General features: G+C 66.2%; 20 protein-coding genes and 1 tRNA gene. 8 read left to right on the forward strand and 13 right to left on the reverse strand.

Annotated features, from left to right (window positions below; genetic code table 11):
* Positions 1–310: 310 nt before the first annotated feature.
* Complete coding sequence (locus KQH53_06620; protein ID MCB2226337.1) at positions 311–1,231, reverse strand: hypothetical protein; 921 nt, start codon at positions 1,229–1,231, stop codon at positions 311–313.
* 141 nt (positions 1,232–1,372) lie between these two features.
* Positions 1,373–3,271: a propionyl-CoA synthetase gene (locus KQH53_06625; GenBank protein MCB2226338.1), complete on the reverse strand. Its 1,899-nt coding sequence runs from the start codon at positions 3,269–3,271 to the stop codon at positions 1,373–1,375.
* A 343-nt stretch (positions 3,272–3,614) separates the two neighbouring features.
* Between KQH53_06625 and KQH53_06630 the strand changes: the two genes are divergently transcribed.
* Positions 3,615–4,331: a DUF1847 domain-containing protein gene (locus KQH53_06630; protein ID MCB2226339.1), complete on the forward strand. Its 717-nt coding sequence runs from the start codon at positions 3,615–3,617 to the stop codon at positions 4,329–4,331.
* A gap of 6 nt (positions 4,332–4,337) precedes the next feature.
* Here the strand turns inward: KQH53_06630 and KQH53_06635 are convergent, their stop codons facing one another.
* The 4 genes from KQH53_06635 to KQH53_06650 form a co-directional block, all read right to left on the reverse strand.
* Positions 4,338–5,141 carry a tetratricopeptide repeat protein gene (locus KQH53_06635; GenBank protein ID MCB2226340.1) on the reverse strand — a complete coding sequence of 268 codons (804 nt, stop codon included), beginning with the start codon at positions 5,139–5,141 and terminating at the stop codon, positions 4,338–4,340.
* Positions 5,142–5,228: 87 nt separating this feature from the next.
* Positions 5,229–5,960, reverse strand: a complete 732-nt coding sequence (locus KQH53_06640; protein ID MCB2226341.1) for a PEP-CTERM sorting domain-containing protein — start codon at positions 5,958–5,960, stop codon at positions 5,229–5,231.
* 234 nt (positions 5,961–6,194) lie between these two features.
* The gene (locus KQH53_06645) at positions 6,195–6,890 is read right to left on the reverse strand and encodes a choice-of-anchor E domain-containing protein (GenBank protein ID MCB2226342.1); all 696 of its coding nucleotides are present in this window, start codon (positions 6,888–6,890) and stop codon (positions 6,195–6,197) included.
* A gap of 222 nt (positions 6,891–7,112) precedes the next feature.
* Positions 7,113–7,199: transfer RNA gene (locus tag KQH53_06650), tRNA-Leu, on the reverse strand.
* A 149-nt stretch (positions 7,200–7,348) separates the two neighbouring features.
* Here KQH53_06650 and KQH53_06655 point away from each other — a divergent pair.
* A complete protein-coding gene (locus KQH53_06655) occupies positions 7,349–8,305 on the forward strand; it encodes a bifunctional riboflavin kinase/FAD synthetase (protein ID MCB2226343.1) in 957 nt (318 codons plus the stop codon).
* A gap of 459 nt (positions 8,306–8,764) precedes the next feature.
* Here KQH53_06655 and KQH53_06660 read toward each other — a convergent pair whose 3' ends face one another.
* Together KQH53_06660 and KQH53_06665 are read right to left on the reverse strand one after the other, a co-directional pair.
* Positions 8,765–9,385 carry a cytochrome b N-terminal domain-containing protein gene (locus tag KQH53_06660; protein ID MCB2226344.1) on the reverse strand — a complete coding sequence of 207 codons (621 nt, stop codon included), beginning with the start codon at positions 9,383–9,385 and terminating at the stop codon, positions 8,765–8,767.
* Between the two features lie 3 nt (positions 9,386–9,388).
* A complete protein-coding gene (locus tag KQH53_06665) occupies positions 9,389–9,877 on the reverse strand; it encodes a Rieske 2Fe-2S domain-containing protein (GenBank protein MCB2226345.1) in 489 nt (162 codons plus the stop codon).
* A gap of 91 nt (positions 9,878–9,968) precedes the next feature.
* On the opposite strand from KQH53_06665, the gene KQH53_06670 reads away from it, so the two are divergent.
* Positions 9,969–10,334: a hypothetical protein gene (locus KQH53_06670; GenBank protein ID MCB2226346.1), complete on the forward strand. Its 366-nt coding sequence runs from the start codon at positions 9,969–9,971 to the stop codon at positions 10,332–10,334.
* Here the strand turns inward: KQH53_06670 and KQH53_06675 are convergent.
* Positions 10,309–12,132, reverse strand: coding sequence for a cytochrome c3 family protein (locus KQH53_06675; GenBank protein MCB2226347.1), 1,824 nt, complete (start codon positions 12,130–12,132; stop codon positions 10,309–10,311). The two genes, KQH53_06670 and KQH53_06675, sit on opposite strands and share 26 nt — an antisense overlap.
* On the reverse strand, positions 12,129–14,297 hold the full coding sequence (locus KQH53_06680; GenBank protein MCB2226348.1) for a hypothetical protein: 2,169 nt from the start codon (positions 14,295–14,297) through the stop codon (positions 12,129–12,131). Before KQH53_06680 ends, KQH53_06675 begins: the two co-directional genes overlap by 4 nt.
* A gap of 39 nt (positions 14,298–14,336) precedes the next feature.
* On the opposite strand from KQH53_06680, the gene KQH53_06685 reads away from it, so the two are divergent.
* Positions 14,337–14,735, forward strand: coding sequence for a hypothetical protein (locus KQH53_06685; protein MCB2226349.1), 399 nt, complete (start codon positions 14,337–14,339; stop codon positions 14,733–14,735).
* Between the two features lie 74 nt (positions 14,736–14,809).
* On the opposite strand, the gene KQH53_06690 is transcribed toward KQH53_06685, so the two are convergent.
* Positions 14,810–15,046, reverse strand: a complete 237-nt coding sequence (locus tag KQH53_06690; protein ID MCB2226350.1) for a sulfurtransferase TusA family protein — start codon at positions 15,044–15,046, stop codon at positions 14,810–14,812.
* Positions 15,047–15,098: 52 nt separating this feature from the next.
* A complete protein-coding gene (locus KQH53_06695; GenBank protein ID MCB2226351.1) occupies positions 15,099–16,268 on the reverse strand; it encodes a YeeE/YedE family protein in 1,170 nt (389 codons plus the stop codon).
* Positions 16,269–16,671: 403 nt separating this feature from the next.
* Here KQH53_06695 and KQH53_06700 point away from each other — a divergent pair, with 403 nt between their 5' ends.
* From KQH53_06700 to KQH53_06710, 3 genes are all read left to right on the forward strand, one after another.
* Positions 16,672–17,826: a c-type cytochrome gene (locus KQH53_06700; GenBank protein MCB2226352.1), complete on the forward strand. Its 1,155-nt coding sequence runs from the start codon at positions 16,672–16,674 to the stop codon at positions 17,824–17,826.
* An 8-nt stretch (positions 17,827–17,834) separates the two neighbouring features.
* Complete coding sequence (locus KQH53_06705; GenBank protein ID MCB2226353.1) at positions 17,835–19,460, forward strand: hypothetical protein; 1,626 nt, start codon at positions 17,835–17,837, stop codon at positions 19,458–19,460.
* 166 nt (positions 19,461–19,626) lie between these two features.
* Positions 19,627–21,120 (forward strand): tetratricopeptide repeat protein, encoded by a 1,494-nt coding sequence (locus tag KQH53_06710; GenBank protein ID MCB2226354.1) that lies wholly within the window; start codon positions 19,627–19,629, stop codon positions 21,118–21,120.
* Positions 21,121–21,129: 9 nt separating this feature from the next.
* Here KQH53_06710 and KQH53_06715 read toward each other — a convergent pair whose 3' ends face one another.
* On the reverse strand, positions 21,130–21,846 hold the full coding sequence (locus tag KQH53_06715) for a hypothetical protein (GenBank protein MCB2226355.1): 717 nt from the start codon (positions 21,844–21,846) through the stop codon (positions 21,130–21,132).
* A 155-nt stretch (positions 21,847–22,001) separates the two neighbouring features.
* Here KQH53_06715 and KQH53_06720 point away from each other — a divergent pair, with 155 nt between their 5' ends.
* Positions 22,002–22,421, forward strand: a complete 420-nt coding sequence (locus KQH53_06720; GenBank protein MCB2226356.1) for a hypothetical protein — start codon at positions 22,002–22,004, stop codon at positions 22,419–22,421.
* Positions 22,422–22,423: the final 2 nt, after the last annotated feature.

The raw sequence follows: 22,423 nt of genomic DNA on the forward strand, positions 1-22,423 counted from the left end.
GCGCCGCACTCGCTGGCATTAAAAAAATTGAAAAGGCCGGGGCAGGGCGCCTCGGCCTTTTTTGTTTAGTTGGGAAATTAAAAGATTTGTTTTGAAAGATGCGGCCGTCTGGCCTTGTATTCGTGGGGCCGTTCAGTGTGCGCCGGTCCCCAAGCCCAATGGAATGCGGGCTGCGGCTACGTCACGATAGAGCCAGTGGGCATGGAGGCCAAATTAGGCCCTTAGCCAACGAGGGCGGCGCGCAGCTTTTTCACTTTTTCTTTACCCGCCTCTTATTCCTCCACTGATATTTCTTGTGACCTAATGGTCCCTACGCCGTGGCCTCCCGGATACGCAGGCGCCAGTTTAGCCAGATCAGGTAGAGCACGAAGATGATGGTGCACACGGTGGTGGGCACCGCGGCGGCCGGGCCGAACAAGGCCAGGCACAGGCCCGAGGCCAGGCCGTAGTTTTTCATGCTGCCCAGCATCATCAGGGTGTTGGCCCGCTGGGGGTTGATGCCCTGCCAGCGCATGATCAAAAGCAGCAACTCGCCCAGCACGATGGAGGAGACCACGCCGATGATGATCAGGGGCATCAGCTCCAGGGGGTCGTGCAGGAACACCTCGCGGTTGAGCCCGATGATGGTGTAGACCGCCACGAAAAAGCCCCAGTTGGTCAGGGCGCCCCGGTGGCGCACGAAAGGCTTGTCCCAGCCCTTCCACATGAGCAGGCGCGACACGGCCATGGGCGCCACGATCAACACCATGACGATGATAAACAGCTCGTGGCGGAACAAATGCTCCCCGCCGAAGAAGGCTAGGAAGATCAGGGGAATCATCACCAGGCCGCCCACATAGGCCCCGGACATGGAGACCAAGGCGTAATCAGGGTCGCCGTCCAAGACCACGGCCAGGGGCATGACCACCACCGCCGGCGGGGCCGCGGCCAGCACCACCATGCCTTGGAAATAGGCGGGCTCGGGCACCAGCCACCAGGCCAGGAGCAGTATGATCCCGCCCTGCACCAGATAGCTTAGGAAAAGGCCGATGAGAGCGGGGCGCACCAGCATGCGGGGGTAGCGGAACACCTCGCCGGAGATGGACAGGGTGGCCAGCATCATGACGAAGGCCAGGGCCGGCACCACCAGGGAGCGGGTGTAGGCCGCGCCTTGCCCCACGGCCAGGCCGCAGACCAGGGCCGCCAGGAAGATGAAGTTGCGCTCGTTGAGCATTTTGAGGATGCGGTTCACGATGATTCGCCTGCGCCTGTCAAAAGAGTTAGCCTTGAACTTTTAAAACATAGGGCCCCGGGAAGGGGCGCGCAAGGCGGGGGGCCAAAAAGCCCCGCCCCGGGCGCGGGGCCCGGGGCGGGTAAATTGTGCCGTGCGGGATTATTCGCTCTTGGGATAGCCGATGCCCTGGAGGGCGGTGCCGATCTCGTCCAGGCTGGTGGGATCGTCGATGGTGGAGGGCACGGTGTACTTGGACCCGTCGGCGATCTTGCGCATGGTACCCCGGAGGATCTTGCCCGAGCGGGTCTTGGGCAGGCGGTCCACTATGGCCACCTGCTTGAAGGAGGCCACCGCGCCGATCTGGTCGCGCACCATCTGCACCAGCTCGGCCCGAATCTCCTCGGGGTCGCGCTTGATACCTGCCTTGAGCACCGCGAAGCCCACCGGGAGCTGGCCCTTGAAGCTGTCGGCCGCGCCGATGACCGCGCACTCGGCCACGTCGGGATGGGTGGCGATCACCTCTTCCATGGCCCCGGTGGACAGGCGGTGGCCCGCCACGTTGATCACGTCGTCCACCCGGCCCATGATGAACACGTAGCCGTCCTGGTCGATGTAGCCCTCGTCCCCGGTGAAGTAGTAGCCAGGGAAGGGGGCCAGGTAGGACTCCAGGAAGCGCTTGTCGTCGTGCCACAGGGTGGGCAGACAGGCCGGGGGCAGAGGCAGCTTCACCGCCACCACGCCCGGGGTGTTGGGCTCCACCGGCTCGTTGTCCGGCGAGAGGATGGTCACGTCATAGCCCGGAGCCGCCTTGGTGGCCGAACCCGGCTTGATGGGCAACAGCTCGATGCCCCGGCAGTTGCCCGCGATGGACCAGGCGGTCTCGGTTTGCCACCAGTGGTCGATCACCGGGCGCTGCAACAGGTCCGCGGCCCATTGGTAGGTGTCCGGGTCGGTGCGCTCGCCGGCCAGGTAGAGCGCCTCGAAGTCTCCCAGGTCGTACTCTTTGAGCAGCTCGCCCTTGGAGTCCTCGCGCTTGATGGCCCTGAAGGCGGTGGGCGCGGTGAAGAGCACCTTGACCCCGTGCTGGCTGATCACCCGCCAGAAGGCCCCGGCGTCCGGGGTGCCCACGGGCTTGCCCTCGTAGACGATGGTGGTGGCGCCGTAGAGCAGGGGGGCGTAGACGATATAGGAGTGGCCCACCACCCAGCCCACGTCGCTGGCCGCCCAGTACACGTCGCCGGGCTCCACGGCGTAGACGTTCTTCATGGTCCAGTACAGGGCCACGGCGTGGCCGCCGTTGTCGCGCACGATGCCCTTGGGCAGGCCGGTGGTGCCCGAGGTGTAGAGAATGTAGAGCGGGTCCGTGGCGGCCACGGTGACGCACTCGGCGGGCTCGGCCCCCGCCACCAGATCGTCGTAGTCCACGTCGCGGCCTGGGGTAAGCTCGGCCTCGACTTGGGGCCGCTTTAGGATGATGCAATGGGACGGCTTGTGGGTGGCCAGCTCGATGGCCCGGTCCAACAGCGGCTTGTAGGCGATGATCTTCTTGCCCTCGATGCCGCAGGAGGCGCTGATCATAACCTTGGGGGCGGCGTCGTTGATGCGCACCGCCAGCTCCTTGGGCGCGAAGCCGCCGAAGACCACCGAATGCACCGCGCCGATGCGGGCGCAGGCCAGCATGGCGGTGAGGGCCTGAGGCACCATGGGCATGTAGATGACCACGGTGTCGCCCTTGGTCACGCCCAGGGACTTGAGCCCCCCGGCCAGGCGCGATACCTGGTCCAGGAACTCGGCGTAGCTGATCTTTTGAACGGTGCCGGTTACCGGGCTGTCATAGATGATGGCGGTCTGATCGCCCCGGCCCGCCTCCACGTGGCGGTCGATGGCGTTGTAGCAGGTGTTCAGCTCTCCCCCGGTGAACCAGCGATAAAAGGGCTTGTTGCTGTCGTCCAGCACCTTGTCCCATTTTTTGACCCAAGTGATGTTTTCCGCTGCCTCACCCCAAAAGCCGTCGGGGTCCTCGATGCTCCGCCGAAACACCTCCTCGTAGGTCGCCATCGCCCGTTCCTTTCCCGCCGGCGCCGCCGCCGACGTGGTCCCAGAATAGAGAAAGCCGCGCCTCAGCCTCGGCGGTTACCCGCCAGAACTCAACCGCGCGTGGCTGAGGGCGGCGAAGATCCTGGGATAACTATAATAAGAAGACATTGCCCGACACCATGGGGGGCAACCCCCAATTTTAAGGGGGATGACCCTACCATATCCCTCTCATCGGCAGGCGTATTGTGCTAAGTTTGGTTGCGCGGAATTGTCCCTGAGCGCCATCAGGCCTCAGATGCTAGATTTCATACAACCCACGCCGTAAACCTGCCCACGGCTCTCACATACTTAGGAGAAACAGCAAATGAGCCAACAGCAAGAGCCCAAGCACCCCGCCTGCGCCGCCTGCAAGATTCCCAGCCACAAAAGGGTTTGCCTGGTGGGCGAGGGTGGAGTGGGCATCGAGGGCTGTCCCAGCCTGCATCAGGCCGAGGCCCTGGCCGTGGCCAACGCCAAGTACGAGGACCCGGAGCTGGCCGAGTTCGCCCGCCAGGCCTCCATCCAGGAGGCCACCGCCTATGGCAACCGCCATGCGCGGCCCTTTGTGCTCAGCCCCTGCAAGAGCCGCATTCAGGAGATCTGGGAGTTCGCCCAGCGCATGGGCTATAAGAAGCTGGGCCTGGCCTTTTGCGTGGGTCTGCGCAGAGAGGCGGCCACCGTGGCCCAGATCCTGGAGGACAAGGGCTTCGAGGTGGTTTCGGCGGCCTGCAAGGCCGGGGCCACGCCCAAGGAGATGCTGGGTCTCAGGGAGCAGGACAAGATCAAGCAGGGCAGCTTCGAGACCCTGTGCAACCCGGTGTTCCAAGCCGAACTGCTCAACCAGGCGGGCTGCGAGTTCAATATCGCCCTGGGCCTGTGCGTGGGCCATGATTCCATGTTCTTCATGAACGTCAAGGCGCCCAGCACGGTGCTGGCGGTCAAGGACCGGCTGTTGGGCCACAATCCCCTGGCCGCCATCTACCTGTCGGACCACTATTACTCCAGGCTGAAGGGCCCGGCGCCGGAGCCAACGGACGACTAGAAGGCGCTAGGAGGGGTTGCCGCCCCGGCCGAGGCGCTTTTGCAGCTCCTCGATCATCAGGGCGACGCTCAGGTCCAGGGGGTTGTGCACCTGGAAGGTCTTGAGGTCGGCCAGGGCCCGCTTGTACAGCCCCATCTTTTCCAGGGCCTCGGCGCGCATGTAATAGGCGTCGGCGATGGAGGGGTCGTGCTTGATGGCCAGGCTGAAGTCGTCGGCGGCCAGCTTGTTCTCGCCCTTGAGCATCCACACCGTGCCCCTGAGGTAGTAGGCCTTGGCGTAGTTGGGCTTCAAGGCCACCGCCTGGTTCAGGGCCACCACCGCCTCGGTGAACAGCCCCAGGTTGCGCAGGGTCTCGCCCAGGTAGTAGTGGGCCGGGGCGTTGGAGGGGTCGGCCTCCAGGGCCTTGGCGAAGTCGTAGACCGCCTCGGCCAGGTGGTTGCTGCGCGCCTTGGAGATGCCCCGGCTGGTGTAGGCCTGGGAGAGCTTGTCCAGGGGCAGCCCGCCCGAGTCGATGGCCTCGGTCAGGCGCTTGATGGCGTATTTGTGGTTGCCCACGATGGAGGCCGAGGCGCCCACCCGGAGGTCATCCTCGGGCAGGGGCTTGAACACCGGGCCGTCCAGGCTCATCAGGTTCATGCGGGTGGTTGGGTCCAGGTTCCTCTCCAGCACGTCGCTGGGGTCGCTTTTCATGCCCGAGCTTTGGGCCCAAAGCGAAGAGGGAAGCCCGCCGGCCAGCAGGAGCAGCAGCGCCCAGGCAATCGCCGCCTTGCCTAGACGTTTCCAGAGGCTATTGGGGTTATGCGGAATCATGCAGTCTGCCAACAAAAGCCCCGGCCCGGAAAACGGGGCCGGGGCAGGCATGGTTTTGGGGTGTAGGTCCGGAGCAGGGGAGAGGCTCTAGCTCCGCTCCGTGGCCTTGCGCCGGCGGCGAACCCGCCAAGCGGCCAGACCGCCCAAGCCGCTGGTGAGCAGCAGCAGGGTGGCCGGTTCCGGGGTGCCCGCGCCGCCGCTGCCACCCGCGGTCTGGTAGGTGACGGTTATAAACCCGTTCACCGTGGGCGGGGTGCTGCCCTGAGAGATGCCGCTGGCGCCGGTCACGCTCAGGTAAGTGCCGATCACCCCGGTGATGTTAAAGGTGCCCGCGCCCACGTAATCGGACCAGGCGCTGGCAACCACGTTGCCCGAGAGACTGTTGGTGATGTTGGCGCCGGGCAGCTCACCGTAGTCGATGCCGCCGCTTTGCACGCCCACGCCGTCGCCGTCATCCGAGCCCAGGCTGTAGTCGCCGCCGACCACGGCGGTCACCGGCGCGGCCGGGTTGGTGAGCACGGTGGGCAACAAAGGCCCGCCGGAGATGAGCCAGCCGCTGGTGCCGAAGTCCACATGGACGTTGGCCACGGGGGCGCTCTCGTTGTCCACCTGGGCCAGGCCGCCCACCGTTGTGAGGCTCAGCTCCACCACGATGCCGGTCAGATCGGCCAAGTTCCCGTTATACTGGTTGAAAAACATCACCGGAAAGTAATCGGGAACATCCGGACCAAAGGTTTGGGTCTGGATGATGTCAGCCTTGGCGGGAAGGGCCGCAGCCAGGAAAATCACAATGAAGACAAAAGCTTTGAGGTGGCGCACGGCCTATTCTCTCCTTGAAGGGCAGGCGGACCTAGCCGCCCTTTGGATTCACTTACAGTTATTATAGCCAATTCCCAATACGAAGCAATCATTCATAAAAATAAAAATTCATTAACACGGTATTTTAACAAAGAGCCGTCTCGCGCGGTGGGGCCTGGGCATGGCAAACAGCCTCGCTCCGCTGGAGCGAGGCTGGTCAGGAGCTTGGGGAGAAGAGGACCCCGGGCCCTGGGGTCAGACACTCTCCCTGCGCCGCCGGCGGACCCGCCAGGCGGCCAAGCCACCCAGGCCGCTGGCCAGAAGCAGCAGGCTGGCGGGCTCAGGAGTGCTGGCCCCACCGCCCACGGTCTGATAGGTGACGGTCACGGACCCGTTCACCGTAGGCGGGGTGCTGCCCTGGGAGATACCGCTGGCGCCGGTAACGCTCAGGTAAGTGCTGATCACTCCGGTGATATTAAAGGTGCTTGCGCCCACGTAATCGGACCAGTTGGTGGAGAGCACGTTGCCGCTCAGGCTGTTGCTCAGGGAGCCGCCGGGCAGCTCACCGTAGTCGATGCCGCCGCTCTGCACGCCCACGCCGTCACCGTCGTCCGCGCCCAGGCTGTAGTCGCCGCTGGTCACGGCGGTCACCGGCACGGCCGGGTTGGTCAGCACGGTGGGCAACAGAGGCCCGCCGGAGATCAGCCAGCCGCTGGTGCCGAAGTCAACGTGAACGTTGGCGATAGCGGCGCTCTCGTTATCCACCTGGGCCAGACCGCCCACGCTGGTGAGGCTCAGCTCCACCACGATGCCGGTCAGGTCGGCCAAGTTCCCGTTGTACTGGTTAAAAATCAGCACCGGGAAGTAGTCGGGGACCTGCGGGCCGAAGGTTTGAGTCTGGATGATGTCGGCCGACGCGGGCAGCGCCACCAGCAGCAAGGCCAGAATCACGATTGTCGTTGTAAGGATACGGGCGAATTCCTCTTCTCCCTTCAAGGCGGCTATTTCAGTGCCGCATCATTTCCTACTTCAAAGATATGCATTGAAGGGCTAAAAGCAAGAATAAAGGTGCACAATCAGGAAATGAGGAGGGAGAAGGGGCGAGACGCCATGCCTGCAAGGGCGAAACCACAAAAAACGCGCCAACCCCGGGGGGTTGGCGCGGCTTTTTACTGGTGCCGAAGGGGAGACTCGAACTCCCACGACCGTACGGCCACTAGACCCTGAACCTAGCGCGTCTACCAGTTCCGCCACTTCGGCTCGTCTTGGGCTCACCGCGCCCAAAGGCCCGGTGAACTTGTCAAAGAACAGGGCGAAGTCTATAATCACGACCCATGCTTGTCAAGTGAGTTTGTAGGCCCCGGGAGCTAGAAAATTACACATTTCGCGGGGCAGGGAGCGAAACAACCGTGCTGACCATAATGGGCCTTGAAGAGTTCCGGGTGCGCCATCCCCGGCCGGTGATCACCATCGGCAACTTCGACGGGGTGCACCTGGGCCACCAGGCCCTTTTCGCCAAGACTCTCGAGCGCGCCCAGGCCCTGGACGGCTGCGCCCTAGCCATGACCTTCGAGCCGCACCCCATGCGGGTGCTCCGGCCGGCGGTCAACCTGCCCCTTATAACCCCTTTGGAGCAAAAGCTGGAGCTGATGGAGCAGGCGGGCCTGGATGTGACCTTGTGCCTGCGTTTTGACCAGGACTTCGCCCGCCTTTCGGCCGACGACTTCGTGGACAAGCTGCTGGTGGGCCGCCTGGGCGCGGCCGAGGTGGTGGTGGGCTATGACTTCTCCTTCGGCCACAAAGGCTTGGGCGATCTGGAGCTGATGGGGTCCAAGGCCGAGCGCCACGGCTTCGCCCTGCACGTGGTGGGGCCGGTGCTGGTGGAGGGCCGCCCGGTGAGCTCCACCCGGGTGCGCCAGGAAGTGGCCTCGGGCCAGATGGCCGCCGCCCGGGAGCTTCTGGGGCGCCACTACCAGGTGCAGGGCAGCGTGGTCAGCGGCCACGGCCGGGGCGGACGTTTGCTGGGTTTCCCCACGGCCAACCTCAAGGTCTCCGACGAGCTGCTGCCCGGGCCGGGGGTTTACGCGGTGCTGGTGGAGCTGGAGGACGGCCGCCTGCTCATGGGGGCCAATAACATCGGCAACAACCCCACCTTTGACCACGGTGGGCTCAACGTGGAGACCCATCTGCTGGATTTCCACGGCGACGTCTACGGCCAGCGCATCCGGCTGCATTTCGTGGAGCGCCTGCGGGGCGAAAAGCGCTTCGAGAGCCCCGATGAGCTCAAGGCGCAGATCGGCCGCGACGTGGACCAGGCCATCGCGGTGCTGAAGCCCTGGGTCAAGGCGGGCAACGGCGAGGCGTAAGGCAGAAGGCAGTTGAGAAGGAAGGGGAGGGCATGGTCCCTCCCTATCAATTTTGGCGGGCGCGCTGGGGGCAAAGGGGCAGGTAATGGAAAGGGCGGGGCGAGGCCCTGATTGATTTGCCGGGTGGCCGTCGCTACCGCTGCCATTACAAAAATCATGCGGTGTGCCGCAACGGTTTCATGCGCCGGCGCCATTCCGACGTCCAGGCCGAACCCATGGCGGGCCGGTCTGGGCAGCACCCAGGCCCATGGCTTAATTCGACCACCTGGGCTTCTCCATTCACAGCTCCACCTGAGCGCAGCGCTCTTGGGCGGTGATAAATCCCGACCCTACACCGCATAAACTCGGCAACGTGCCGTGGTGTAGTCCAGGCGCCGGCGGCAGGCCGGACCGCCGCCCACCGGCACGTCCCCGTCTCTTTCCTCATTCCGAGCTGCTTTTTCCGATGAGAGCGGGCCGCTACAGCCCCGAGGTAGGCCTTCCGTCCCTGCGGATGCGCCAGAAGTGGTAGAGGCAGGCCACCAGCACCACGGCAGGCAGGGCCAGGCAGTGCAACACGTAGAACCTGAGCAGGCTGGCCTCGCCCAGGCTGGGGCCGCCCAGGAGCAGGCGCTGGAACAGCGGGCCCACCGCCGGGATGGAGCCCACCACCCCGGCGGCCACGGTGGCCGCGCTTTGGGTGGCCGGGTCCCAGCGCAGCACGTAGCCGCTCAGGTCCAGGGCCAGGGTGAGCACCAGCAGCAAGAGACCCACCAGCCAGTTGGCCGCGCGGGGGGGCAGGTAGGCCCCGCTCAAGAGCACCCGGGCCAGATGCAGGAACAGGGTGATGACCATGGCCTGCCCGGCCAAGAAGTGCAGCCGCCGGAAGAACCAGGCAAAGGGCAGGTCCCCAGCCTCGGAGGCGAAGAAAGCGGCCGCGCCCTGGGGGGTGGGCACGTAGGAGAACATTAGCACCAGGCCGGTGGCCCCCAGCACCAGGAAGAGCAAAAAGCTGATGCCGCCCAGGCAGAAGGTGGCCGAGAAGCGGGTGCGCTCGGGGGGTATGCGCGGGGGGTGGATGTGCTCCAGGAACCCGGCCATGGTTTAGCCCTTCAGCCTCGTGGTGGGGGCCACCTCCGAGCCCGGCCGGGCGATGAGCGAGCCGTTGGGGCTTTTTTCCAAGGCCAGGTGACTCAGGCCCCGGGGGGCGGGGCCGGAAAGGCGCGCGCCGTCCAGGGCAAAGGAGGAGCCGTGGCAGGGGCACAGGAAGCGGCCGCTCGGTTGGTGCCAGGCCGGGCGGCAGCCCAGGTGGGGGCAGACCAGGCTGAGCGCGAAGTAGCCCTCGCCGTCGCGGGCCAGGGCCACCGCCCCCACGTCCCGCGCCTGCCCCACGGCCAGGCCGGAGGGCGAGCCCAGGTCCACCGGGCCGGGCGTGGCCGGGCCTTCGCCCGAGGACACCAGGCGCAACACCGCGCCGATGCCCAGCCCCGCCGCGGCCACCAGGCAGGCCCAGGTGAACACGCCCAGGCCCTTGAGCAAGCCGCGCCGGCTGGGATCTGAAGAGCTTGCTTTGCTGGGGGTGGTTTGGCTCAAGGAAGCATCCTCGCGAATGAGGGGTTCGTCGCCTGGTTCATAGGATACCAGCAGGCTTGCCCTCGCGCCGGACAGGGGCTAGAGTTGATTCATGGCTGAAAGCACCCGCGCCAATCTTGTCAAGAAAGAGGGGCTCTGCTCCCTGATCGTGCTGGCCCTCTTGGGCCTGGCGGCGGTGGCCTATCCCCTGGCCCCGGTGGGCTCGACCCCAACGGGCCATGCCGACGCGCCCTGGGTGTTCCTGGGATTTCAACAACTCCTGCGCTGGCTGCCGGTGGGAATCGGCGGCCTGCTCCTGCCCGCCATCGGCCTGGCCTTGCTGATCATCCTGCCCTGGCAGCGGGGCCAGCGCGGCAAGGCCATTCCCGCCTATCAGCTCCCCGCCCTGCTGGAGCTGCCCGCCTGGGCGGTGCTCCTGGGCTGGGCCGGGCTCACTCTTTGGACTTTGCTGGCCTAAAGGGCCACGACTCCTCCAGCGCCTTCAATAGCCAGCGATTGTAATTCTTGCCCGGCTCGAGCAGGCGCTTCAGCTCTTCCTGGCTGTAGGGCCGCGAGCCCTCCACCAGGAACTCCTGCTGCGCCTCGCCCTTCAGGTTCACCACCCGAGTCCAGTCGCCCTTTAGGTCCAGGCCCTCGGCCCAGGGCTGCCACAGGCCCGGCGCCAGGGGGCTCTCTCCCGGCTTGGGCTTGCCCTCGCGGGTAAAGGTGAGCCCCAGGCCCAGGGCCTTGGCCGAGCCGTGGCAGTCGGCGCAGCCAACCGTTGGCCGGGCTATGGTGTGCGGGTTCCAGGGGGTGATGCCCAGGCCGGGCTTGGGCACCCGCGCCTGCTGGGTGATCTTGCCTTGCTGGTTCATGAGGGTGACCACGTACTGGAAGCGGGGGTTGAGCAGATAGGTGCGCCCCTCGGGGCCCACGCCGTACACCCGCCAGAGCAGACGCCGGAACCAGGGCGAGACCACCCAAAGGCCGGGCCGCTTCTTGCCGCTCAGGTAATCAGCCGTTTGCACCCAGGGGCTCTCGCTGCTGCCGCAGACCAAGGGAGGGCAGAGCAGCTTGAAGGCCTGAGGGTCGCCCTGGGCGGCGATGGGCGACCACACGCCGTAGGACATGCGGGTCTCCAGCATCACCTGCATGCCCCAGGCGCCGGGGTTGTAGGAGGCGTGGCAGGCATGGCAGGCCACCTTGGCGTGCTGGCTGATGCGGTGGGCCACCGGGGCCTTTTTGCCGCCGGGCAGCAGGGGCACGGCCCGCGCCTTGCCGTCCAGCTTGCCGGTGAGCATCAGCTCCTTGCCCTTCCAGGCCAGGTTCACCTTGAGCGCGCCCAGGCTGGTGACCGGGCGGGCGTCGGGCTTCTTGCCAGGGGTGCCGTGGCAGGAGTAGCAGCGCACCCCCACGTGCTCCAGGCCCGAGCCGCCCAGGCGGCCGTCGCCCATGATCTCCGAGCGGGGGTGGCAGTCGATACAGGCCATGCCAGCCTTGAAGTGCGCGTCCGGGCGCATGGGCCGCCACACCCGGTCCTGGATGAACTTGGGCCGCGCGCGGTCGGTCGCCAAGAAGCGGGCCGAGTCGCGGGCGTCACGAGCGGTGCGCCCGGCGTACTCCGCCCCGGCTCCGCAGCCGCCGCCGTGGCAGGTGAGGCACTGGCTAACCGGCACCTTCTTGGTCAGGGCGTGGCCCTTGGGCTTTTGGTTGTCCGGTCCGTAGACCCGGTGGCAGGCCGCGCACCCGGCCGAGCGCCGCGCGCCGTCGCTGTCCGCGCCCTTGCCCCAGAGGTGGCAGCGCAGGCAGCGCCGCCTGAGGAAGTCGTCCACCGGCTTGCCGCCCCGGCCCGGGCCGGGCAGCTCCACCAAGGGCCACTGGTCGTGCGCCCCGTACTCCGGCGAGGCCTGGGACTGCTCGCCCCAGAGATGGCGGGTCTGGTTGATCAGGCCCAGGTTGGTGGCCATGGGCGAGAGGGCCACCTTTTCCGGCCAGCCCTTATGGCAGGAGCCGCAGGCGCGCTTCGCCTGGTCCAAGGCCGAGGGGTTGGCCGCCATGCCCTGGTGGCCTTTGGCGGCCTCGCCGGCCTCGCCGTCGCCCAGGTGGCAATAGGTGCAGGCCAGGCGCTTGTGGGGCTCGGCTTGGGGTGGCATGGGCGAGGCGATGTCCTTGTGGCACTCCCGGCAGCCCACGTCCGGCCCGGCCGGGGCGGCCAGGGCCGGCAGGGCGGCCAGGCACAGCCAGGCGATCAGCCCCACGGCGATGAGGCGCTTCATCGCAGGGCCTTCCTTTCCCAGGCGCGGTGCTTGGCCTTGAGGTCGCCGTGGGGTCCAATGCGCTGCCAGGCCTTGGCCGGGTCGGCCAATACCGGGTCGTCGGGCTTGCGGTGACAGGGCAGGCAGCGGCCAAAGGCGATCACCTTGGCGATCTCCTGCTTGTTCAAAGGCCGCGCGCCCTGGTGGGTGCTGCTCTGCAAGGGCTGGCCCTCGTTGTCCACCAGGGCGTCCCAGTCCGCCGTTTGGCCCACGGCCCGAAGGTCGGCCAGGGGCAGGGCGGCCAGGGAGCCCAGGGGCCGGGGCCCGCCGCCCAGGCCCAGGGCCTTGCCGCTCAGGTGGCAGGCCTCGCAGGGCCGCACCTCCTTGCGGGTGGTGTGGGGAGCGATGGGGGTCATCACGATGCCGCTGCCGATGAGCCGGGGCTTGGGCACCTTGAGCTCCAGGCCGGGCAGGGGCACTCTCTCTCCGTCCAGGGCGGTGTAGACCACCTGGCAGCCGGGTACGAAGGGCTTGATCAGGCCGCCGCCGCCGATGGCCAGCAAGGGGTCCACGAAGCGGTAGAGATCGCGGCTCTCTTGCCAGGTGCCCTTGGTGTGCTTGTGGGTGTCATAGGACCACATCAGGCCGCCGGGCTTGCGGTAGTCGTGGCACCCGTAGCACTGCGGGGTCCAGCGGCTGTGGCAGGCCTGGCAGGCCAGGCGCTGGTGGCCGGGCTGGCGGTGGCGGGCGTCCTGGCCTACCAGGGGCACCGGGTGCTTCTTGCCCGGCTTGCTGCGCGAGTAGAGCACCAGCTTGCCGTCTTCTTGGCGCAGGTTGAGCAGGGGACGGCCCTTGGCGCTGAGCGCCAGGCGGGCGCGCTCGTCCAGGACCGGGCCCTTGTTGAGCGGGCCGTAGGCCGCCTCGTAGCGGGCATAGGCGTCCGGCGGGCCCAGGCGGGGAGGCCCGGCCGCGTCGCCGTGGCAGGTGGCGCAGGTGATCTCGGTTTGGTAGCGCATCCGGCCGTAGAGGCGTCCGTCGCCCATTATCTCGCGGCCCGAGTGGCAGTCGATGCAGCTCATCCCGGCGGCGGCGTGGGCGTCGGGCAACAGGGTGTGCACCCCGCGTCCGCCGCTGAGCTTGACCTTGGGGTCGCCCTCGCTCCAGGGGGTGCGGCCGTTTTCGTCTTCCACCCAGCCCTGGTAGTTGAGCCCCAGGCGGCCGGAGCGGTTGTGGCAGCGGCGGCAGTTCTCCTCGGGCGGGGTCTCGTGCAGCTGATGATAGGCCGCGTGCCCCGCTTCGTCGTGGTTCACGGTGGCGTCCAGGCCCAGGTAGCGGCCGGAGTTATCCCGCTGGCCGTGGCAGGCCGCGCAGCCCTTGCCGTGGGCCGACATACCGGCCTGGCGCTCGGCCCGCAGATGGCAGCGGGCGCAGAACTTGTTCCACTGCTCGTCGGCCACCTGCTTGGGCAGGGGCCCGACCGGGGGCCCGCCGGGAACCCTGACCAGCGAGGCCAGGGTGAGGGCAGGGGGCGGCACCGGCCGCCGGGGGTCGCTGATGGCCGCGGTGGCCACCCGGGCGGTGTAGTCGTCCTGGGCTCCCCAGGCCACCCGCAGGCTGGTGAGCACCCCGGTCATGGTGGCCATGATGGTGCGCTCCACGCGGTAGACCATGTTTGCCGCCGGGTCGCCCCGTCCGGCGTGGCAGCGACCGGCCGCCGCGCCGCGCCCCCCGCAGGAGGCCCGCGCCGTGCCCAGGCGCGAGGGGTTGCGCCCCATGAGGCCCCGGTGAGCCTCGTCCTTGGTCAGGGCCAGGCCCTGGCCGCCGTGGCAGGCCACGCAGCCCATGGCCTCCACCGGATGGGAGGGGCTAATCTGCTTGAGGCCCTGGTGGCAGGTGAGGCAGCGTTCGGGCTGGCCGAAGGCGGTGGGCACCACCTCGATGACCCGGGGCGGCTGCTCGGCCACCTCGCGGGCCCGCTCGGCCGCGCGCCGGGGGGCCATGCCCGCGGCCACCAGGCGGTCCTGGAGCTGCAAGGCGCGGCGTTCATTGATGGCCCGCACTTCCTGGTGCCAGGGGCGGTGCATCTGGGCGTACCAGGCCAGGCCCAGCACCGCGCACAGGGCGGCGGCGGCCAGGGCAAAGGCCCAGGCCCATTTGTGGGATGATTTTGACTCGCCGCCGGCCATGGGTTAGGCTACCAGCGTCTGTGCAAGCGGAGGTGGTTCATGATTTCTCGGTTCGCCAAACTGGCCGAAGCCATGCGCCAGGAATTGGATGCCGTTCCCCAGACCATGCGTCAGGATGCGGTGCTTCGTCAAGCCCTGGTGTGCCTGCTCTATCAAGCGGTCAAGGAAATGGGCCTGGTGCCCCTGGCTTCCTGGAAACCGCCCCGCTCCACCCGCGAGAGCATCGACCTGGTGGGGGTGGACCCCTCGGGCGAGGTGCCCAAGGTGATGATCGCCTTCGCGGTGGACCCGCTGGTGGATCTGCCCAAGGTCAAGTCCCTGGGCTGGGTGGAGTGCGAGGACAAGATCGTGGTGACCTTCAGCCAACGCAAGGACAAGGTGGACCAGAGCGCCTTTTTCCTCACCCCCGCCCTGAGCCACGTCAATCTCTACGACTAGGCCCCGCGCCCGATAAAAAGGCCGGCCCCGAGGGGCCGGCCCAAGAATTCGCAGCTATGGCCGCTTGGGCGCGCTTAGCCCTTTTTCACGTAAAAGCTGATGTAACCGTCCTTCTGCTCTTCGCCCAGGAACTCGTCGCCCGAGCGCTCGGTGAAGGCGGGAAGGTCGTTGCGCGTGCCGGGGTCGGTGCCCTGGATCTCCAGGATCTGGCCCGGGGAGAGCTTTTTCATGATTTTTTTGGTCTTGAGGATGGGCATGGGACAGCTCAGTCCGCGCGCGTCCAAAATCTCATCAGCGGTCCACTCGGCCATAACGTCTCTCCTTTAAGTCTGGTTATTCTGCCAAAGCCAATATCTATACTACTTACACTATGGTAAGGCTATCGGTCTCTTCGTTCCAGGCCATGATCGCCCACCAGACCAGCATCACCACCGCGGTGATGACGATGGCCCAGAAGTAGTCGGTGACCATGGGCAGGAAGATCGGCTTGCCCCAGGAACTGGCCACGTCCCGGGTCCACACATAGTTCTTGAACAGACTGTTGCTCATGGAGAAGGTGATCACCGCCAGGATCAGCTTGAACTGACCCTCGCCGGCCCGCCACACGCTGCCCGAGCCGCAACCGCCGGCCAGGAGCATGCCGATGCCGAAGATCACGCCGCCCACCAGACCGCCGATCCAGTGGTGGTAGATGTAGATCATCTGCCAGTCGGTGCGGAACCACTTGATGGCGAAAAAGCCGAACACGCTCAGGATGACGCTGAGGGCCACGGCGCGGGTGGCCACCGCCTCGCCGGTCATGAAGGGGTCGCGGAAGGAGCGCACGAAGCAGAAGCGGCAGCGCTGGATAACGATGCCGATGCCCACCGCGGCGAGCATGAGCACCGCCTCCTGGGTGTAGGCCCTAAAGGACAGGCAATAGGCCCAGCCCACCAGGAACAGGAAGAACAGGGCGCCCAGCCAGGGCTGCACCTTGGGCCACTCGATGCCGCCTTCCTTGGAGGCCTTTTGTTTGGGCGGCTTCATGTCAATGTGCTCGATCTCCCACATCAAGTACTTGAGCCCGATGAGCGCGCCCACCAGCAGGCCGGCCATCATGGCGAAGCCGGAAACCGAACCGGCGGCCAGCGCGGTGTAGAAGCCACCCACGTTGCAGCCGCCGGCCATCACCGAGCCCACGCCCATGAACACGCCGCCCACTAGGCCCTTGCCCAGCTCCCAGCGGGGGGCGTTGCGCCAGGCGAACTGGCGCGACAACAGGGCCGCGCCAAAGGCGCCGAACAACAGGCCCCAGGTGAGGATGGAGGTGTTGGACAGAAAGAAGGCATAGCCGGGCGCGGTGGGGTAGAGGCCGATCCAGTAGAAGAGCCAGTCGCTCCACACGCGAAGACCGCCGGCCACGCCCCAGGGACGTCCCGCGGCCATACAGATAATGCCCAACAGGGCCAGGAGTATGCCGCCCACCCACAAGGGCCAGTTGCGGTCGAACAGCAAGGAGTAGCCCTCTTTGAACTTCTCCACCAAAACGCTCATGCACCTACCTCCGCCACGATGGATTGTGCCTGGGATGTACACGGCTTGCGGCGCACCAGAGCGCCGTCCGGGGCCGTGGCAAACCGGGACATAGTCCCCAGATTATGAGCGGTGATGCCTGATTTGTCAAATTGTTATGTATATTGAATGGTTGGGTGGTAGAAATGGGTGACGGAAATGTTACGTTTTTCAACGTTCGCGCGTGCATGTGTGAACTTGTATGGGGGTTGCCGTATGTGACGGCAACTAGTGGAGCCAGCTGCGGATTAAATCGGCCGGGGCCATTGACTCACAAGCGTCACTTGGGCATTTTGGAATAGAAAAGACCTATTGGGGTAGGGAAATTACGACTAGATAACTATGGTTTAAGACCCCGGTCCCGGTGAGCAAGGGAGCGCGACAGATGGCGTGGAACAAAGGCAAACCCCTAAGCCGCCCGGCCTTGTTGGCGGCGCTGTTGGCCGCGGCCTTGGCCTTGGCCGGCTCGGCCGCGGTGGGGAGGGCGGACAGCCCCCAGGCCAAGCCCATCGACGGCAAGGCGATTTATCAACAGGCCTGTCTGGCCTGTCACGGCCCGGACGGCAAGGGCGAGCCCGCCGATCGTTTGGCCTTCAAGCCCCTGCCGCCGGACTTCACCGATTGCAGCTTCGCCAGCCGCGAGGCCAACCGGGACTGGCTCATGGTGGCCCAGGAGGGCGGCCCGGGCCGGGGCTTCAACATCATTATGCCCGCCTTTGGCAACGCCCTGAGCAAAGAGCAGCTCTTGGCGGTGATCAACTACATGCGCACCTTTTGCAAGGACAAGCGCTGGCCCCGGGGCGAGCTGAACCTGCCCCGGCCCATGTTCACCACCAAGGCCTATCCCGAGGACGAGGCGGGCATCCAGGTGCTGTACAACCCCTCGACTCCGGGCAGCGTGAAGAACAAGGTGTTCTTCGAGACCCGCATCGGCCCCCGGGGGCAGGTGGAACTCTCCTTGCCCTACGACTGGCTGCAAGTGGATGACGCGGGCGGCGGCACCTCCTGGAACAACGGTATCGGCGACGCGGCGGTGTCCTACAAGCAGGTCGTTTACGCCAGCCTGGAAACCGGGGCCATCGTAGCCCTGGGCGGCGAGCTGATATTGCCCACCGGCGACCAGGACAAGGACCTGGGCAAGGGCACCGCGCGCTTCGAGCCCTACGTGTCCTATGGCCAGCTCCTGCCGGCACAGTTCTTTTATGAATTCCAGGGGGGAGGGGCCATTCCCCAGGACGGGGCCAAGGCCAACGAGGAAATCTTCGGGCGTTTGGCCGTGGGCCGCTGCTTCTACGCCGGGCAGTACGGCCGCCGCTGGACCCCCATGGTGGAGCTGCTGGCCTCCAAGGAGCTGGTGAGCGGCGAGGACACCCAATGGGACGTGGCCCCGCAGTTCCAGGTAACTCTCAGCGACCGGCAGCACGTGCGCCTGGGCCTGGGCGCGCGCATTCCCCTGACCCAAACCGACACCCGCGACGTGCAGTACGGCCTTTATCTGGTCTGGGACTGGTTCGACGGCGGGCTCTTCGAGGGATGGTAGGTGATAGCATGAAATCATTAATCAGCCTATTCACCGCCGTCCTTCTCTTGTCTCTGGGTTCCGTGGCCCTGGCCCAGCCCCAGCCACCGGCTCAGATATTCGTCACCTCGGACCGCTGCGTGGCCTGTCACAACGGGCTAAGGACCGCCGACGGCCGGGACGTGTCCATAGGTTTCGATTGGTCAGGGTCCATGATGGCCAACGCGGCCAAGGATCCCTACTGGCAGGCGGCCGTTCGCCGCGAGATCACTGATCACCCCACCGCCTCGGCGGCCATCCAAAACGAGTGCTCGGCCTGCCACATGCCCATGAGCCGCTACACCGCCAAGATGCACGGCAACATGGGCCAGGTGTTCGCCAACCTGCCGGTGAACCTGGCCGCGCTCAACCCCGCGCCCAACGCCCTGCTGGCCTGGGACGCGGTGTCGTGCAGCATGTGCCACCAGATCACCCCGGCCAAACTGGGCACCCCGGCCAGCTTCACCGCCGGCTTCGTGGTGGACAACACCATGCCCCTGGGCGCGCGCCCGGCCTACGGGCCTTTCGTGGTGGACCAGGGCCGCCAGCGCATCATGAGCTCGGCCTCGCAGCTAAAGCCCACTCCGGGCGCCCAGATGAGGGACGCGGGCCTGTGCGGCTCCTGCCACACCCTCTACACCCACGCCCTGGGCCCGGACGGCAAACCGGTGGGCCGCCTGCCCGAGCAGGTGCCTTATCTGGAGTGGGAGCACAGCGCCTATGCCAGGGAAAAGCGCACCTGCCAGAGCTGCCACATGCCCAAGGAGCCCAAGCCCATGGCCATCACCTCGGTCATGGGGGTGATGCGCCAGCCCTTCAGCCGCCATTCCTTCAGGGGCGGCAACTTCTTCATGCTGGGCCTGCTCCAGCAGAACGCCCAGCCCCTGGGCGTCACCGCCCGGCCCCAGGACCTGGCCGCCTCGGTGGGGCGCACCAAAAAGCACCTGGAGACGCTCTCGGCCAAGGTCGAGCTGGTGGAGGCCAGGGTGCGCGGCGGCAAGCTGGAGGCCAAGGTGCGCCTAACCAACTTGGCCGGGCACAAGCTGCCCACGGCATACCCTTCGCGCCGGGCCTGGCTCTGGTTCCGGGTCACTGACGCCCAGGGCCGCGAGGTGTTCTCCTCCGGGGCCCCGCGCCCGGACGGCTCCATCGCGGGCAATGACAACGACCAGAACGCCCGGGCTTACGAGCCCCACTACCAGAGCATCACCCGGCCGGACCAGGTGCAAATATACGAGGCCATCATGGCCGATACCATGGGCCAGGTGACCACCGGCCTGATCAAGGCGGTGCGCTACATCAAGGACACCCGCCTGTTGCCCCGGGGCTTCGACAAGGCCACGGCCCAAAACGACATCGCGGTGCAGGGCCCGGCCCGCCAGGACCCGGACTTCGCGGCCGGCGGCGACGTGGTGAGCTACGTGGCGCCGGTGGACCCGGCCCAGGGGCCTTTCAAGGTGAGCGTGGAGCTGTGGTATCAGCCCATCGGCTTCCGCTGGGCCCAGAACCTGGGCCTGGTGAACTCCGCGGAGAGCAAGCGCTTCCTGGGCTATTACAACGCCGCCGCCAAAAGCTCGGCCCTGCGCCTGGCCGCGGACAACGCCAGCGCCCGCTGAGCCCAACCAGGGGCCTTATAGACCATCGGGGGCTTGCCCTAAGGGCAGGCCCCCTTTTTTAGGCGCCCCGTGCCGCTGGAAAGCGGTTGACACTGTGACGGCCCCCAGGTACAAAACTGTAGCCGGCCTGACTGAGATAACGTAGTATTTTTGGAGATTTCAGCCCATGAAATGGCGAGTGACCTGCCTGTTGGCCCTTTGCGCCTTTTTGTTCGTGGCCCTGGCGGCCCCCCTGGCCCATGCCGAGGGCACGGTGGACCTGGGCATCATCACCGTCAAGCAAAAGGATTTGGCCGACAACCTGCGCGCCCAGCTTCTCAAGGGCGCCAGCTTCGAGAGCCTGGCCAAAGCCAACTCCGTGGGCCCCGCCTCCTTCCGGGGCGGCCGTTTGGGCAAGGTGCCCAACACCCGGCTGCGCACCGAGTTCCGCGCCGCGCTCAAGGACCTGCCGCCCGAAAAGCCCAGCAAGGTCATTCCCACCGAAGAGGGTTACACCATCCTCATGCGCTTTGACCAGGCAGACGCCTCGGCCGAGGCATCCCCCCGGGCGGTGCCCAACATGGACAAGTCCCAGGATTCGGCCTTCCGCTTCAGCAGCAAGGCCCCCAGCATGGACGCCAAGCCGGAAACCCGCCCCGTTCCCGGTCCCCGATCCGGCCAGGCGGCCCAGGCTCCGGAGCCGCGGACCCTGCAAGGCCACGAGGCATCCTACCTGATCGCCCGGCGGCACGTGCTGGCGGGCATCGAGGCGCTAATCGGCGGTCAGCTCAAGCTGGCCGAGCAGAGCTTTTCCCGCGCCCTGGGCGAAAACCCCCGCGAAGACAGCGCCCAGTTCCTTTTGGAAATGACCCAGCAGGCGCGGGCGGGCAAGGTAAAGCCGGCCGCGGTGAAGCTGTTTGCCGAAGGCTTTGAGGCCGTGACTCAGGGTGATGGCAACAAGGCCCTGGAATTCTTTATGAAGTGCAAGAAGAGCGACCCCAACTTCTGGCAGGGCGACCTCTTCGCGGCCAACATGCTGGCCGGCGCGGGCAAGATGGGCGAGGCCAAGGAAATCATTGAAAAGCAGGTGCTTGCCCGCAACCCGCGCTCCTACCGGGCCTACGTGACTCTGGGGCTCATGGCGGCGGACAGCAAAAAGCCCAACGAGGCCCGCCAGTACCTGGAAAAGGCCATCTCCATCAACCCGGATTTCGCCCAGGCCCACTACCAGTTGGGCATGGTGGCCCTGTACAGCCAAGACCTCAAGCTGGCCGAGACCCAGTTCAAGCGCACCATCACTCTGGACCCCTACAACGACCAGGGCTACAACAACCTGGGCCTGATCTACGCCTTTAAGCGCCAAGCCGCCGAGGCGGAGAAGATGTACAAGAAGGCCCTGGCCCTGAACCCCAACTATCCGGACGCCCACGTGAACCTGGGCAACCTCTACGCCAGCCAGGGCAAGCTGAACCAGGCCATCGACGAGTATGTCAAGGCCTTGACCATCGATTCCAACTTCGCTCCGGCCTTCGGCAACATGGCCGCCGCCTATGCCCTGAAAAAGGACTGGCCCGAGGCCATCAAGGCCGCGGACCGCGCCCTGGAGCTGGGCCAGCGGGTGCCCCAGTCCCTGCTGAACGTGCTGGCCCCTCACCGCGAGGCCGCCAAAAAGAAGAAGTAGTTTCGGAGACTAGGCTTCGGGGAGCTTGAGCAGCTCCCACACCTGCTCCACCCGGCGGCGGCAGACCGGGTCTTCGCAGTCGTCCGCGCCCATTAGGTTCAAATCAGTGCCTTCCAGGGATTGGCCTTGTGCGTCCAAGACCTCCAGGCGCGCCTTGCCCTTGGCCTCGTCCCGGCGCTTGGCCGCGCCCCGGGGCGCCCGCCGCAGCCGCTCTATGGCCCTCAGGCCCAGGAAGTCCGGGGAGGGCAGGGCGGCCATGCGCTCCAGCAGGGGCTCGAAAGGCCCCAAATCCAGCCCCACCAGCCCGGCCACCCGGCGCACCTGCTCCGGGGTGGCGCTGGCATACTCCCGGCCCAGATCCAGGGCCTTCTCCTCGCCTCGCAGGTAATCGGCCAGCATGGGGGCCAGCTTGGCCCACCGCTGGGCCGGGGGCTCCCATCCCATGTTTTTCAGGAAAACGCCCAGCCGCTCCAGGTTGTCCCCGGCCCGCTCCAGGCCCCGGAACATGGGCTGGCCCACGTGGGACGCTTCCAGGTCGCGCTCGATGATGTTCATATAGGCGCGCACCGCCGCCGCCCGCAAAACGTCCCGGTCCTCGCCGGGGATGTCGCCCAGGTGGTGCAGGCTTTCGGCCAGGGCCACCTGGGGCATTTCACCAGCGTTTTCCACAAGCAATACTTCGTCTTCCAGCCAGGCCGGAACCGGGGCGTCGTAGGGGTCGCTCAACATTTTTTTCCTTTGCATAAGCAAGTATTTCGTTGCGAAGTAGGGGGCCGGGTGTTAATAAAGCACAAGTATAACGGGTTCGCGGCCGGGCCGGTAGCGGCGAGAGGCGGGGCCCGCAGTCAGGCCAGGAGCGGAGGCTCCGGAGGATTAAAACCATGGGTGGCGATTTCCACACCAATTACCGCGAAGAGAACCTGATCTCACGTTTGGAGAGTTCTCGCCAGTCCGCCTGGACCCGCCAGCTCATGCAATTGGGTGACTGCGCCGACGAGTTGGCCCAGAAGCTGGCCATGAAACTGGTCAACGCCAACCTCATCGAGACCAGCAACCAGCGCGACGTGGAAGACCAGCTGGCCGGCGCCCTGGGCTCCCTGCTCAATGCCGAAGATTTCGATATCCAGTATGCCATCGCCAACTTCCGCAATCTGATCCCCCAGGCCAACCGCATCAGCCTCTACGTCACCGCCTTTATCATCGAGCGCCTCATCGACCATCGTTCGGTGGTGGACATCTACGGCACCGACGAGGAGATCTACGCGGTGGTCAACACCGAAGTTACCGGCATGATCCGCTAGCC

This window comes from Desulfarculaceae bacterium, assembly GCA_020444545.1.
GTDB lineage: Bacteria > Desulfobacterota > Desulfarculia > Desulfarculales > Desulfarculaceae > Desulfoferula.